Annotated in this window: 14 protein-coding genes; 10 read left to right on the top strand and 4 right to left on the bottom strand. The window is 44.7% G+C overall.

The window, feature by feature from the left end:
• Positions 1 to 75 precede the first annotated feature (75 nt).
• The 4 genes from NI466_RS09825 to NI466_RS09810 all read left to right on the top strand — a co-directional run bounded on the left by NI466_RS09825 (position 76) and on the right by NI466_RS09810 (position 4,571).
• The gene (locus NI466_RS09825) at positions 76 to 1,458 is read left to right on the top strand and encodes a C13 family peptidase (RefSeq protein WP_253173445.1); all 1,383 of its coding nucleotides are present in this window, start codon (positions 76 to 78) and stop codon (positions 1,456 to 1,458) included.
• Positions 1,459 to 1,501: 43 nt separating this feature from the next.
• A complete protein-coding gene (gene fghA, locus NI466_RS09820) occupies positions 1,502 to 2,338 on the top strand; it encodes an S-formylglutathione hydrolase (RefSeq protein WP_253173444.1) in 837 nt (278 codons plus the stop codon).
• 119 nt (positions 2,339 to 2,457) lie between these two features.
• Positions 2,458 to 3,555, top strand: a complete 1,098-nt coding sequence (locus NI466_RS09815; RefSeq protein WP_253173443.1) for a YjgN family protein — start codon at positions 2,458 to 2,460, stop codon at positions 3,553 to 3,555.
• Positions 3,556 to 3,566: 11 nt separating this feature from the next.
• Entirely contained in the window at positions 3,567 to 4,571 is a 1,005-nt protein-coding gene (locus NI466_RS09810) for a M48 family metallopeptidase (protein WP_253173442.1), read from the top strand.
• 179 nt (positions 4,572 to 4,750) lie between these two features.
• On the opposite strand, the gene NI466_RS09805 is transcribed toward NI466_RS09810, so the two are convergent.
• Positions 4,751 to 5,029, bottom strand: coding sequence for a DUF2218 domain-containing protein (locus tag NI466_RS09805; RefSeq protein ID WP_004730701.1), 279 nt, complete (start codon positions 5,027 to 5,029; stop codon positions 4,751 to 4,753).
• Between the two features lie 168 nt (positions 5,030 to 5,197).
• On the opposite strand from NI466_RS09805, the gene rpe reads away from it, so the two are divergent.
• The 3 genes from rpe (at position 5,198) to NI466_RS09790 (ending at position 7,385) form a co-directional block, all read left to right on the top strand.
• Complete coding sequence (gene rpe / locus NI466_RS09800; RefSeq protein ID WP_164542798.1) at positions 5,198 to 5,884, top strand: ribulose-phosphate 3-epimerase; 687 nt, start codon at positions 5,198 to 5,200, stop codon at positions 5,882 to 5,884.
• Positions 5,885 to 6,511: 627 nt separating this feature from the next.
• Positions 6,512 to 6,829 (top strand): DMT family transporter, encoded by a 318-nt coding sequence (locus NI466_RS09795; protein WP_004279177.1) that lies wholly within the window; start codon positions 6,512 to 6,514, stop codon positions 6,827 to 6,829.
• Between the two features lie 70 nt (positions 6,830 to 6,899).
• Positions 6,900 to 7,385: a methylated-DNA--[protein]-cysteine S-methyltransferase gene (locus NI466_RS09790; RefSeq protein WP_253173441.1), complete on the top strand. Its 486-nt coding sequence runs from the start codon at positions 6,900 to 6,902 to the stop codon at positions 7,383 to 7,385.
• 374 nt (positions 7,386 to 7,759) lie between these two features.
• Here the strand turns inward: NI466_RS09790 and NI466_RS09785 are convergent, their stop codons facing one another.
• From NI466_RS09785 to paaZ, 3 genes are all read right to left on the bottom strand, one after another.
• A complete protein-coding gene (locus NI466_RS09785; protein ID WP_253173440.1) occupies positions 7,760 to 8,695 on the bottom strand; it encodes a tRNA-dihydrouridine synthase in 936 nt (311 codons plus the stop codon).
• Between the two features lie 185 nt (positions 8,696 to 8,880).
• Positions 8,881 to 10,320 carry a spinster family MFS transporter gene (locus NI466_RS09780; RefSeq protein ID WP_253173439.1) on the bottom strand — a complete coding sequence of 480 codons (1,440 nt, stop codon included), beginning with the start codon at positions 10,318 to 10,320 and terminating at the stop codon, positions 8,881 to 8,883.
• Positions 10,321 to 10,515: 195 nt separating this feature from the next.
• Positions 10,516 to 12,627, bottom strand: coding sequence for a phenylacetic acid degradation bifunctional protein PaaZ (gene paaZ / locus NI466_RS09775; RefSeq protein WP_253173438.1), 2,112 nt, complete (start codon positions 12,625 to 12,627; stop codon positions 10,516 to 10,518).
• Between the two features lie 262 nt (positions 12,628 to 12,889).
• Here paaZ and paaA point away from each other — a divergent pair, with 262 nt between their 5' ends.
• The 3 genes from paaA to paaC are packed head-to-tail and all read left to right on the top strand — an operon-like array spanning position 12,890 to position 14,931.
• Complete coding sequence (paaA, locus tag NI466_RS09770) at positions 12,890 to 13,834, top strand: 1,2-phenylacetyl-CoA epoxidase subunit PaaA (RefSeq protein WP_004646055.1); 945 nt, start codon at positions 12,890 to 12,892, stop codon at positions 13,832 to 13,834.
• A 33-nt stretch (positions 13,835 to 13,867) separates the two neighbouring features.
• On the top strand, positions 13,868 to 14,158 hold the full coding sequence (gene paaB / locus NI466_RS09765) for a 1,2-phenylacetyl-CoA epoxidase subunit PaaB (RefSeq protein ID WP_004279183.1): 291 nt from the start codon (positions 13,868 to 13,870) through the stop codon (positions 14,156 to 14,158).
• 17 nt (positions 14,159 to 14,175) lie between these two features.
• Positions 14,176 to 14,931, top strand: a complete 756-nt coding sequence (gene paaC, locus NI466_RS09760; RefSeq protein ID WP_253173437.1) for a 1,2-phenylacetyl-CoA epoxidase subunit PaaC — start codon at positions 14,176 to 14,178, stop codon at positions 14,929 to 14,931.
• The last annotated feature ends 26 nt before the right edge of the window (positions 14,932 to 14,957 follow it).

The following is a 14,957-nucleotide window of genomic DNA, read 5'->3' as shown; positions in this document are numbered from 1 at the left end:
TTAGCATTGATTAAATACTTATCAAGCATAAACTTATTCAGCACATTAGCGAGCCACTCATCTCCTTGAAATCCTATGATCGACTTTAAACCCTCCATTAATTTTTGGCACGATTTTAAGAGCAACCAAATTGCCGGGATGTGGTTATTTCTGGGGTCGAGGCGTTCTTTACAACTGGTCCGTCCATCCATCATGCAATTGGTGTTCTGGGGGATCTTGGGTGGCTGCGCCAACAGTTTGTTTAGCTGGCTCAGTTCAGGCCGTATGGGAGATTTTAACTCTCAAGGTTTGATCAGTTATGCGCTTTGGCCTTTTATTGCCCTGATTGTCGGTATTTTTCTTTCACAGCGGGTCAATAATCCACGCTTGATGCTGGTGCCAGCCTTGTTGTGGCTGGTATTAGATACCCACATCATGCTGTTCCAGTGCCTGATCCAGTATCTGGGTGATCTGGATTATCTGCCGTATATCCTCTACGACTATATTCCAACGCTCTTTGTCATGCTGTTTGTCTGGCAAAGTCTGGCAGTGGTCTGGGTGATTTCACGTGAATTAAAATGGCCGTGGTGGGAACGTGCCCTGATTATGCTGGCGACCTTGTTTACCCTGGTGGTCTGGCAGATTTCAGTCAAAGATCAGCCGATCTGGAAAGTCGAAGAAATTCCACCGAGTTTTGCCGAAGATGCTTTCTATGCCCAGCCAACTCTGCTGAACAAAGCGCTGGAAAATATCGAATATGGTGAATTCGCACAGTCGCACTGGTATTTCATGGGAGTGGCTGGAGCGAGCTATCAGGATGTATTCCATTCTGAAGTCGAGCGGATTAAAGAACAGTTTGATACCCGTTTTGGTACTTTTGGCCGATCGATTGCCTTGGTCAATCATCCAGCGACACGTACCACCATGCCGATTGCTTCCAAAACCAGTATGGAGCTGGCATTACGCCGTATGGGGCAGCAGATGAACCGGGAAAGTGATGTGTTGTTTTTATATATGACCTCTCACGGTTTGCCGAATGTATTTGAAATGGAAAATGCCCCGCTGGATCTGGCACAAGTCGATCCAAAATGGTTGCGTGAGACACTGGATGCATCAGGCATACGCTGGCGCGTGATTGTGATCTCGGCATGTTTTTCAGGCAGTTTTGCTTCAGCTTTACAGAATGATAATACCTTGGTGATTACGGCTTCGGCAGCCGACCGTCAGTCTTTTGGCTGTTCGAATGAAGCGGATTATACCTATTTTGGTCGTGCGTTCTTTGATGAAGCCATGCGTGAAAATAGCAGCTTGCAAAGCGCGTTCGCCCAGGCCACAGATACCGTAGCAAAATGGGAATCGGCTCAAGGTTTTGAGCCATCAGAACCGCAATGGGTGATTGGCAAGAATATGGAATTGATGTTGCCACAACTGGAGCAGCATTTATTTCCACAGACTAGTACGGCAACAGCATCTCCCTAGATTAATGTCATCCACAGACCGGTTGTAATAATAAGGAATAGCCATGGAACTTATACAGAACAATAGAAGCTTTGAAGGTGAACAGCGGATTTATCGTTTTGATTCACGCTATCTTAAAACACCGACCAAGTTTGGCATTTTTCTGCCGCCTCAAGCTTTAGAGGGCCACAGTTGTCCTGCTTTATTCTATCTGGCAGGTTTGACCTGTACTGAAGAAACTTTTGCCATTAAGGCGCATGCACAGCGTCTGGCGGCGCAACTTGGCTTGATCCTGATTACACCGGATACTTCGCCACGTGGTGAAGGCGTAGCAGAAGGCGACAACTGGGATATTGGTCAGGGTGCAGGTTTTTATATTAATGCCACTCAGGCACCGTGGGCTGAACACTATCAAATGGAAAGCTTCATTGTCGATGAACTCTATGCACTGGTCACTGAGGAGTTCGTGATCCATCCCGGTAAGATCGGGATCTTCGGCCACTCTATGGGCGGTCATGGCGCATTGACCCTGGCATTTAAATATCCAGAAAAATTCAAATCTGTTTCAGCCTTTGCACCAATTTGTGCACCGAGCCAGTGCCCGTGGGGAGACAAAGCATTCTCGAGTTATCTGGGTACTGAGAAAGAGGAATGGCTGAAACATGATGCGACCGCTTTGGTTCAGGAAAAGGGCGCATTATTTAGCGATATCCTGATTGATCAGGGTTTTTCGGACCAGTTCTATAGTCAGCTTAATCCAGCCCTGTTTCAACAAGCTTGTAATGCCGTAAACCAGCCGCTAACTTTGCGTGAACATCAGGGCTATGATCATGGTTATTACTTTATTCAAAGTTTCGTAGATGACCATTTGCAATTCCATGCCGTGCAGTTAAATCCTTAAAGTAAGACTGCACACATCTAGCAGTACTAAAAAGATTAAAAAACCTCCAAAATGTTTTTACATTCTGGGGGTTTTTCTTTTAATATCAGATGTATAAAAGTATAAAAATTGGGGTCGTCATGCAGCAGACAGCAGACGGTATTCGTGTTACTGAGCCATTATTTCCAGCTGCTTCAAGTTTTTCGACTGAAGCCACGCCTTCGGTCAGACCGAAATATCAGCGTTATGGATTCAGGTTTCATGGCAGTGCATCCGAATATTTTGGTATCTGGATGGTGAATCTGATGCTGACCATAGTGACATTGACCTTGTACAGCCCTTGGGCCAAAGCACGCCGTATGCGCTACTTCTACGGCAATACCCAATTTTTAAACCATCGCTTCGACTTTGTGGCCATGCCGAGCCGGATCCTGCTGGGTCGTCTGTTTGCACTGGAGCTGTATCTGGTTACCGTTGTACTGACCAACTATTCAATCATTGCCACCAGTTCTTTATTAATGGTCGCTGCACTGTGTCTGCCCTGGCTCATTCGGATGACCCTGAAATTCAAGGCCCGAAATAGCAAATATGGCAATGTGCGTTTTTATTTTAATGGCAGCAACCGTGAGGCTTATAGGGTCTTATTTCTGGCCATCCTGATCAATATCTTTACTTTGCTGCTGTTTAGTCCGGTGATGATCTGGCTCTATAAACGCTATTGCTTTAATCATTTATCGATTGGTCAGCTGCAATTCAAGCTGAATATTAACTGGTCCAAATTTATGTCTGCCGTTTATCTGCCCTTTGGTCTTTGCCTGCTGGTTGGTATTGGCTGGCTTGCAGCAGTAGTGTACTGGGTGGACCGGATTGGAACCAATTTGTTTAGTCTGGGTTTACTGCTTAGCTATCTGCTTTGTCTGGCGCTGGTCTGGCCGATTATTTCTGCACGTTTATACATCATTACCTGGAATCATGTGGAGCTTGGTCAAAGTTACTTTAAAACACGGGTCACGACATGGCGTTATAGCTGGATTGTGCTGAGCAACTGGATGATACGTGTTCTTAGTCTGGGCTTAATGACACCTTGGGCTGTCATCCGTTTATATGAATATCAGTTAAAACACTTAGAACTCTATGTAGTAGACGATGAAACTGACCTGAAGCATATCTTGCAACCTGACCCAAGTGCCTTGGCCGATGAAATCCTGGACGTATTTGATTTCGATGCGTCGCTATAGGAGTAAATGTGATGAAACGACCTGTCGAAGTTAAGTTTTATGATGGAATTCTCGCTGAAGCCCGTCGTGCCTGGATTGTACCGGATCAGCAACAAGGGATTGCCCTGAAACTTGATGAGGATATTCCAGCACAAGTTAGCGCTGCAGATTTTTATTTTGCTTATCCGGACATGGCTTATATTGGGGGTGTCGGTGGTCGTAAACCGATTATTGAGTTACCTGAAGAACGTCGGATTGAGTTTTTAAGCAAAGTGCCGCATTGGCTCAGAATTAAACATAAAGATATTTATCATGCGATCTGGGAGTTTGAACGTTCACCGATCCTGATTTTCTTTTCCATGATCATCGTGATTAGTGCAGTGATTATTATTTTAAAATGGGGGATTCCTTATAGCGCCAAACAGCTGGCAAAACTCCTTCCGGAGCAGACTCTGGTTGAAGTAGGCAACCGGACAGAGCAGCAGTTAATTGCCCAGACCCAACCAAGTACACTACCGGAAGAACAGCAGATGCGATTAAAAACTTTGTATGAACAAAAGATTGCTGTAGGAAAACCTGCAAAAATTATTTTCCGTCAAGGTGGATCAAGCATGGGCATGAATGCCGCAGCCATCCCGAATAACACCATTATTGTGACCGATGAACTGGTGAAAATCAGCGGCACCGATGAGGAAGTCCTTGCCGTACTGGCCCACGAACAAGGCCATCTGGTACAGAAGCACAGCATGCAAAAAGTGATTTCTAATCTGGGTGTGGCGGGACTGTTTGCCTTGGTAACTGGAGATTTAAGTGATGTGGTCACCGCATCTGTAGTGGTCCTGACCGATGCCGGATATTCGCAGGCGATTGAACTGGATGCCGATGACTATGCCATGCAGCATTTGCATCAACAGCAGATTTCCAGTATTCACTTGTCTAATTTTTTGCAGCGGGTGGAAAATGCCAGAATACTGGCAGAGGAATTGCAAACCTTAAAAATGAAAAATTTCACCCTCAATATCGATGGAAAAGACTAACACCTGACAGAAACCGAACTGAAATGGATTCGCCTGATCGGGAAGTTTAAAAAATATCTGGAATCACATCCCGAACTGGATAAAAGAATTCAGCGTATTCATGCCTTTAATGATCAGGCGGATCATCGTATTTAGTTTCTGATCATTGCTATGCCTTGATCATCAAGGCATTTTAGTCCCTATCTTTGCCAGTCGGCAGTCAGATGTTCCTGTCCCATACGGATCAGATGATCCAGCACGACATTTTCGAGTTTATTCAGGTCAGTAAATTCATCTGTGCTTTGAATCGTTACGGTAAGATGATCTGCCTCTGGGATCAGGTTCACTTCCGCACTTGGAAAATGAATCAGGAAATTTTGTTCGGTTTCATCAATATTAAATTTATGTTTCCAGTGATTGGCCAGGCGTTTGGCAATTCGTGAAGCTTGTTGCGTCTGGATATGGGCAATACTTTTCATCAGTCTTCTACACTATTCATCATTATCCTGTACTTTAAACCAAGCGGTGATGCCGGCATAAGCCTCAAAGCGTTACACAGCGTTTTAATCTTGCAACATCGAATCACAGTAGCCGGAGCGGATTTGATATAATGGGAAAAATCCAATTTCAACAAGCCAGGTTCTCCCATGTCCAAGCCTTATTTAATTGCCCCTTCTATTTTATCTGCTGACTTTGCCCGTTTAGGTGAAGAAGTCGAGAATGTGTTGGAAGCAGGTGCAGACGTTGTTCATTTTGATGTCATGGACAACCATTATGTACCGAACCTGACTTTTGGTGCAGGTGTTTGTAAGGCCTTGAAAAATTATGGGATCAAGGCGCCCATTGATGTGCATTTGATGGTTAAGCCGGTAGATCGCATGATCGGGGATTTCCTTGAAGCGGGTGCTGATATCATTACTTTTCATCCAGAAGCTTCTGATCATATTGACCGTTCTTTACAGTTGATCAAATCAGGTGGTGCAAAAGCGGGGCTGGTATTTAATCCGGCAACACCATTGCATTACCTGGATTATGTGCTGGATAAAGTCGATCAAATCCTGCTCATGAGCGTGAACCCGGGCTTTGGCGGACAGAAATTTATTCCAATGACTTTGGATAAATTGCGTCAGGCACGCAAACTGATCGATGCTTCAGGTCATGATATTCGTCTGGAAGTCGATGGTGGCGTTACGCCAAGCAACATTCGTGAAATTGCCGAAGCGGGTGCCGATATGTTTGTAGCTGGTTCAGCTATTTTTGGTAAGCCGGATTATAAAGCTGTGATTGATGAAATGCGTGCGGAATTAGCGAGAGTAGGGCAGGTTCAACTGTAATCGTTAAAAACTCATAAGTGCATAAATATGTGGATAACTTTATGGATAAGTGTGTAGATATCTATGTTGATAACCATATGGATATGTTGCATAAAATGTAATCATTTGTAGCCTGATTGATTGCGATTTAGACAAAATTTGTATAAAAAGAACTCAAATCGGGTTCTTTTTTATTGTTTATAACCCTTGTGTTCGGTGGTTGTTTATTCACCATAGATTGATAATGGAACTAGGCAAAAAGTGATCAATGTGTCGTATATTTGTGTTTCATTATGTAATTTCTCCAGACAAAGTTTAAATTTAATTGATGTGTATAACTTAATATTCTGAGTCCATTCTCATGTAATTGTTGTGAATGAATTGCCCGATTATTAGAACTATTTCTGACTTGGCATTTTCAAAATCTAGCATAACCAGAGTAGCCATGAATGTCGTGAAGATTTGAGTAAGACAAAGTTAAGTTGTATCTCGATAAGTGATGTTTTGTAAAAATAGCCAGATTGCTGAAACGCGGTTTTATCAAATTTTTACACCTAGGAGGAACGACCTCCCTTGTGAATTACGTATCGGAATTTACAGGAAAAATCGTCAGGACGGCCTGATTCTTATATAAAAGGAGGAGGCTGCATGGCCTGGATCGTACTTATTCTTGCGGGTATTTTTGAAATCGTTTGGGCATATTCGATGAAGCTGTCTGAAGGATTTACCAGACTTACCCCAAGTATTATTACCATTGTCTTCATGGTACTGAGTTTTGCTTTGCTGGCTTATGCGATGCGTACTTTGCCGCTAGGTACAGCCTATACGATCTGGACCGGGATTGGTGCAGTGGGTTCATTTCTCATCGGTATTTGGGTTCTGGGTGAACCCGCTACCGCCTTGCGTATGCTGGCTGCTGTACTCATCATTTCCGGTCTGGTGCTGATGAAAGTATCCTCTTCATAATTTGTTTCTGCCTGTCTCGGTACTGGGTTAATATAGAAAATGAACTCAGTGATTGGGACAGGGCGCCATCATGAACTTAAGTTATCTCTATATGGATTCTCCCGTAGGTCAGTTACGACTAGTCGCGAATGAAACCGCGCTGGTGGCCGTGCTTTGGGATTGTGAACAGCCGAATCGGGTGAAACTGGCGACCTTGGTTGAAGATCCGCAGCATCCGGTATTGATTGAAACCAGACGCCAGCTCCAAGAATATTTTGCTGGTCAGCGCAATGTTTTTGACTTGCCTTTGGACTTTGCCGGTACTGATTTTCAGAAAAAAGTCTGGCAGGCTTTACTGAATATTCCCTATGGACAAACGCGAAGTTATCGCGACATTGCTGAACAGGTGGGTAATATGAACGCGGTACGTGCCGTGGGTGCAGCCAATGGCAAAAACCCGATTTCGATTATTGCACCCTGTCATCGGGTGATTGGTCGCAGTGGCAAGCTGGTAGGATTTGCCGGCGGTTTGGATAAAAAAGAAATCCTGTTAAATATTGAGCGAACGCATCCATAGATCTCTTTTATAAATCAAAAAATGATCGTTCTATTGATATTTAAATGAATATTAAAAGCTTCTTCTCCCTCTGGGATAAGAAGCACTGCCTCGCAATGTGATGTGAGGGGTAAAACCTCTCCCTAGCCCTCTCCTACAAGGAGAGGGAATTTCCTTTGTAGTGATTATAAAAAATGATTTATGAAAGAACTTTAATATCTAAAAATTTAAAACAAATGAAAAATTAGAATATGGATGTTCTGCTAGTAGAAATTAATCTATTCATACTTTGTGATTGGATTTATTTCGAAGTGGTATTCAAAGCAGCGTAAGCAGTCATAAGCTTTTACGAGCCTATAAAAAAAGCCTTTGAATGATTCAAAGGCTTTTTGGTTTTAAATATTTGAAGCTTTTAGTTTTTCGGTAATTTCGGCCAGAACTTTAATCCGTTTTACTTCGTCCCATAATGCTTTGGCTTCAGGATAATGTTTCGACATCATGCCGAGCCATTGCTTGTAACGACCGACCATCCCGATCTCAGTTTTGGCTGGGCCGTTGATAAAACGAATTTGCAGTTGTAGCAGTTCATTCCATTTCATCAAAGGTGCATCCGAGTTTTGACGGATACATTGAGTCAGGTCGGGTGTGGTCACTGCACCACGGCCAATCATCAGGTCTTCACAACCGGATTCTAGTCGGCACTGTTTGGCATCGGTATTGTTCCAGATTTCACCATTGGCGATCACATTGATTTTGAGTGCTTCACGAATCGGTTGTAGCTGGTCCCAAAAAGCGGGTGGAGTATAGCCATCGGCTTTGGTGCGTGCATGAACGGTAACCCATGCTGCTCCTGCATCTTCAATGGCATGGGCATTTTCCAGCATGAAATTACGGTCCATATAACCCAGACGCATTTTGGCGGAAACCGGAATATGCGCAGGCACTGCATCACGCACGGCTTTAACCAGCTCATGCACGACTTTGGGTTCATCGAGCAGGACTGAACCACCACGATGACGGTTCACGGTTTTGGCCGGACAGCCAAAATTCATGTCAATTGCCGGTGCGCCCATGGCTGCCACTTTGGCGGCATTCGCTGCTAGCATCTCCGGATTATTTCCTAAGAATTGGACATGTACCGGTGTACCTGCCGCCGTCTTGCCATCATTCAACAGTTCCGGGCAGTAAGTATGATAAATATGATCGGGCAGAAGGGAATCGGTGACACGGATAAACTCGGTCACACACCAGTCAAAGCTACCTACGGATGTCAGCACATCACGCATAATCGGATCGGTTAAGCCTTCCATGGGAGCAAGCACAAGTTTCAACGGTGCACACCTGTAAATTTAAAACGGTGTTATACGTTTTTTTAGGCAGCCTGTCTAGGCTGGATCGGAATTGAATGATGAGTACCTGAAAATTGAACTTTTTGGGCTGATATAAAAAGGCCTTTAATGTGGATTAAAGGCCTTTAAAAGTGAAGCTTAGGATGATTTAGCGATATCCAGCCATTTTAATCAGCCAGTTTCTCGACTTTCATACTCTCACGATAATACTGACAGCCCTTGTACAACAGGAAGCAACCAATCAATCCGGCAATCGCATTGACGATCGAGATCGAGTTACCAACCATTAAGGTATTCTGGAAATATTTATCCGTGATTAATGCCACAGCGGTGGTTCCGATGCCTAAGGCAATCAGGTTTGAAACCAGCAGGAACTTGGCAGATACCTGTGCGCGTAGCTGGTTTGGTGTCAGCATTTGCGTAGCAGCAGCCGATGCAGGAATCGGGAAAGTGGAGAAGAACATCGCCACAAAAATCAGCGCAAATGAAAGCTGCATATTATCGACCTGAGTGAACAGCACACTCGGAATAATCAGCGCTGCACAGCCAATCGCACCGGTACGAATTGCAGCATCGCTATAGCCACGTTTCGAGAAGAAGTCGATCAACCAGCCACAGAATAAGGCACCCGAAGTATTCGCGACTAGAATAATCGTACCGAGGATATAACCGGTTTGACTCGCATCCAGACCGAAATTACGCATGTAATAGGCAGGTGCCCAGCCCAGCAGCGAATACAGCATCATGGTGTAAAAAGAAAAGCCAATAAAATGACAGAAGAAGGTCTTTTTATGTGTCTTGATAAAACCAATCGAATTTTTGAAAGAGGCTTTAATGACCTGGCCATCCTGATCGACTTTCATACCCTTACGTGCAGGTTCACGCACCGTCAGCACCATGAGTAGGGCTAGTAATACGCCTGGAAGACCCACAATCATAAAGGTAAGTTGCCAGGTTTTCACTTCACCAATGAGGGGTAAGGCTACGAAGCTGACATCTTTTAGCAGGCCAATCACATAGCCGCCAATCAGGAAAGCTAGGCCCGAACCAATAAAGGCACCAATCGCATATACACCGAGTGCACGGCCTAATTTATCTTTCGGAAATAAGTCGGCAACGATTGAATAAAAGGCAGGGGAAAGCGCAGCTTCACCGGCACCCACACTCAAACGTGCAATAAACATTTGAATAAAGTTTTTACTGAGACCACAAGCCGCTGTGGCAAGACTCCAAAACGCAATCCCAGTTGCAATGATTTTAATCCGGGACTTTCGATCCGCCAATGCTGCGATGGGCAGACCCATAATGGCATAAAACAAGGAGAAGGCCAGACCCTGTAACAGGCTGAACTGGGTATCGCTCAGCATTAAATCGGCTTTAATCGGTTCAATCATGAGCGATAAAATTTGACGGTCTACAAATGACAGAATGTAAGCCACCATACAAATGACCACCACATACCATTGATAGGTGCTGCTTTCCGGTGGCGGTTCAATCTGTTCAGACAGCGGCACAGCCGTTTCTGTCGGTGTAGGCTCAAAATTTTGATTTGTTGGTTGAATCGTCCTTTCAACCATTTCTAGGTTCAGCGATTTATCATTCATCATGCAACATCCTGTGCTGATCGTTTGAGATATTTATTTGATACTTTTAATATGCTTGTTATTTTTATATTGTATCGTATTTAATTAATCTAGAGCCTAAATAGAGAGACGTCAATCTGTTTTTGAAAATAGATACAAATAATTTTTAAAGACAAAAAAAAAGAATCATAATGATTCCTTTTTTTTGGGTATGAATTTTTAGCCACGTTCAACCAGCGTTAAAATATCGTAGGTTGCAACCAGTTCATTGCGCTGGTTTTTCACTTTAATATCCCAGACCACGACACCATGTGGTTTCTGTGCCGGATCGCGCAGTGCTTTTGGGGTTTTCTGCTTACAGGTCAGTTCTACCTGAATGGTATCGCCAATTTTCACCGGTTCTACAAAGCGCAAGTTGTCCATGCCATAGTTGGCAATGACTGGGCCCTGGGCGGCATCAACGAATAAACCGGCCGCGGCAGACACCACGAAATAGCCATGTGCTACGCGCTCACCAAACAGCGATTCTGCTGCAGCGATCTTGTCCATATGTGCATAGAAGTGATCACCGCTCAGGCAGCCGAAATTCACCAGATCCGCTTCGGTCACGCTACGTCGTGCAGTCAGCAAACGCTCGCCGATACGCAATTCATCAAATGATTTTTTAAAAGGATGCACGCGGTCTTCAAAGACTTGAGCTCCAGCCGTCCAGCTATGGCCGACCTGAGTCATGGCATTTGGCGAGCCTTGAATCGCAGTACGTTGCATATAATGTTTGACTGCACGCAAGCCGCCGAGTTCTTCACCGCCACCGGCACGTCCCGGTCCACCATGAACCAGTAAAGGTAATGGAGAGCCATGTCCGGTACTTTCTTTGGCACTTTCAGCATCCAGAATATGGACACGACCATGCCATGGCGCAATTTTGCTGAGCAGTTGTTCAATATTTTCATCGGTATTGCGTACGATGGATGCCACCAGGCTACCTTCGCCACGTGCCACCAGGTCAGCCAGCTGAGCGAGGTCGCTATACGGCATTAAAGTCACTACAGGCCCAAAGGCTTCAATCTTATGAATATTTTCTGCCTGAGCTGGTGCTTTGCATAGCAAGACTGTCGGTGGATAGCATGCAGACTTCTCAGTATTTTGTACTTGCAGTTTAAAGTCCTGACGTAAGTGGCTACCGAATACGATCTCTGCATCCTGGCTGAGCTGTTCAACTTTTGCCGCGACATCGTGTTTCTGTTTGACGCTGGCCAAAGCGCCCATGCTGACGCCTTCTTGAGCCGGATCGCCCACAACCACTTTTTTCAGTTTTGCAATCAGACGGTCTTGTACTGTATCCAATAGCTCGGCTGGCACAAAGGCACGACGAATGGCGGTACATTTCTGTCCGGCTTTGGTGGTCATTTCACGGAAAACTTCACGGACAAATAAATCAATCGTTTCATCATTGGCTTGCGCCGTCAAAATTGCACTATTGACCGAATCTGCTTCCATGGTGAATGGAATCGAGTAGGCATTTAAATGTGGATGCGAACGCAGTTTTTGCCCTGTTGAAGCAGAACCGGTAAAAGTGACCGTATCTTGAGGGTTTAAATGATCAAATAAATCAAAGACCTGTCCGCAAATGAGCTGCAGTGAACCTTCTGGCAAGAAACCGCTTTCATGAATGGCTTTGACCACGGCATGAGTCAGCTCGGCACCTTCAGTGGCCGGTTTGACAATACAGGGTACGCCTGCCAGCAGTGTCGGTGCGATTTTTTCCAGCATGCCCCAGATCGGAAAGTTAAAGGCATTGATATGCACGGCGACACCGGCTTTAGGCGTCAGAATATGTTTCGCGCCAAAGCTACCTTGCTTAGAAAGCGGAATCCAGGCATCTTCCACCAATGCTGTTTCATCACTCAGTTCACGACGCACCAAACTTGAATAGGCATATAAGGTGCCAATCCCACCTTCAACATCAATCCAGGCATCTTTACGGGTACAGCCGGTTGCTTTGGCAAGTTCATAAAAGTCTTCTTTGCGTTCCATCAAATATTGTGCCACTTGCTTCAGTGCATTGGCACGTTGATGGAAGGTCCATGTGGCAATAGCCGCGCCTTTTTGTTTGGCATACTTCACCACGGCTTGGGTATCGATGCCCTGACTGCCGACCTGATAAACCGCTTCACCGCTAATGGCATGATAAACCGTACGTAAATCGGCTTGCGCTGTGTATTCTTGGCCGTACACCAGTGAAGCTAAGCTTTTGATGGCAATAGGATTATGGGTTGATGCAGTATCTTGATAATCCGTTGTGCTTGAGCTGCTGTCTAACTCTAACATTGTAAAAACTCCATTTATGATACGTTTTGAGATGTATTTTAATTTTGATGTTTCATAATTTGTGTTGAAAAATTGAAAATGTCAATCATAAATCTGTATTTAAAAATGCATAACAATAAAATAAAAAATATTAAATTATATAAAACAAATATTTATTAAAAATAAGTGATAAAAACTAAATGATACCAATAAATAGATATTGATTTTAATTACGTATCGTTTTAATTTGAGTGTATCAACACTTGGGATAAGTGAGGGAACAATGAATAATCAACAACAAATCTTCGATCAAAAGATTGAAAAGGATATTTCCATCGAGCCGAAGGACTGGATGCCGGATGCTTATCGTAAAACCTTGATTCGTCAGATCGGTCAGCACGCACACTCTGAAGTGGTGGGCATGTTGCCAGAAGGCAACTGGATTACCCGTGCACCAACTTTAAAACGTAAAGCCGTGCTGATGGCAAAAGTTCAGGACGAAGCCGGTCATGCCTTGTATCTCTACAGCGCTGCAGAAACCCTGGGGGCGGATCGTGATGACATGATGGATAAACTGATTGCCGGTCGCATGAAATATTCTTCAATTTTTAACTATCCAACCCTGAGCTGGGCCGATGTTGCCGCGATTGGCTGGCTGGTGGATGGTGCAGCAATTGTCAATCAGGTTGCGCTGTGCCGTACGTCTTATGGTCCTTATGCACGTGCCATGGTGCGCGTCTGCAAGGAAGAAAGTTTCCATCAGCGTCAGGGCTTTGAAGCCATGATGGAACTGGCTAATGGTACGCCGGAACAAAAGCAGATGGCACAGGATGCCGTGAACCGTTTCTGGTGGCCGGCACTGATGATGTTTGGTCCGAGTGATGATAATTCACCGAACAGTGCACAAAGTATGCAGTGGAAAATTAAATTATTCAGCAACGATGAGCTACGTCAGAAATTTGTCGATAACACCGTGTCGCAAGTCTTACAGCTGGGTTTAACCGTTCCAGATCCAGACCTCAAATTCAATGAAGCCACCGGACATTACGAATTTGGTGAAATCAATTGGGATGAGTTTTTTGCGATTCTTGCAGGCAAGGGACCGTGTAACCATGAGCGTATTGAAGCACGCCGCAAAGCTTGGGAAGGCGGCAAGTGGGTACGTGATTCAGCAGCCGTCTATGCGCAGAAACAGCAGCAACAGTCAGCAGCACAAAAAGTTGCTTAAAAAATAGTTTGATCAATATAAGGAAATTTGCTCATGAATAACAAAAATAACTGGTCACTTTATGAAGTGTTTGTGCGTAGTAAACAGGGTCTGAGTCACCGTCATGTCGGCAGCCTGCGTGCGCCGGATGAGGAAGTCGCACTACAAAATGCCCGCGATGTATATACCCGCCGCAATGAAGGCATCAGTATCTGGGTGGTGAAATCTGAATTGATTACCTCTTCCCAGCCAGATGAAAAAGCAGAGTTTTTTGAACCCGCTTTGGACAAGGTTTATCGTCATCCAACCTTTTATAACATTCCAGCTGGCATCGAGCACATGTAAAGGGAAAGGTGAAGATTATGACAAATCAAGTATTGGCAGAATTTCTTTTACATGTGGGTGACAGTCAACTGATCCTGTCTCATCGTTTGGCAGAGTGGTGTGGTCATGCACCTGAACTGGAGCTGGATATTGCCTTAGCCAATATTGGACTGGATTTATTGGGTCAGGCACGTACTGCCCTCAGTCTGGCGGGTGAAGTGGAAGGACAGGGTCGTGATGAAGACAAGCTGGCTTATTTCCGCACCGAGCGTGAATACCGCAATTTACTGCTGTGTGAACAGCCGAATGGTGACTTTGCCCAGACCTTGGTACGCCAGTGGTTGATGGATCACTACCATGCTTTATTGTTTAGCGCCTTAAGTCAAAGTCAGCATGCTGAACTAGCTGCTTTTGCAGTGAAATCACTCAAAGAAGTGAAATATCACCAGCGTTTTTCCACCACCTGGATGGAACGCTTAAGTTTAGGTACCGCAGAAGCGCATGAAAAAACCCAGCAAGGTCTAAACCAGTTATGGCGTTTTACCGAAGAACTTTTTGTTCTGACGGCAGCTGAAAAACAACTAGTCGATAGCGGTGTCATTCCAGAGATTGAAAATTTAAAAGTCCAGTGGCTGGAGACCATTACAGCCGAGCTGGCGCGATTTGAATTAAGCCTGCCAGAGCTGGGTGCTTATCGCAGTGGGGCTAAACAGGGTTTACATACAGAACATCTCGGTTTTGTTTTGGCTGAACTGCAATACATGCAGCGCTCATATCCAAACATGAACTGGTAATTCGGCACAATCACAGGGAGTGAGTC

Origin of the sequence: Acinetobacter lwoffii, assembly GCF_024129595.1 — a bacterium.
Classification (GTDB): Bacteria; Pseudomonadota; Gammaproteobacteria; order Pseudomonadales; family Moraxellaceae; genus Acinetobacter; species Acinetobacter lwoffii_O.
The sequence above is the reverse complement of the archived record's forward strand: the minus strand, read 5'-3'. Positions and strand labels throughout refer to the sequence as shown.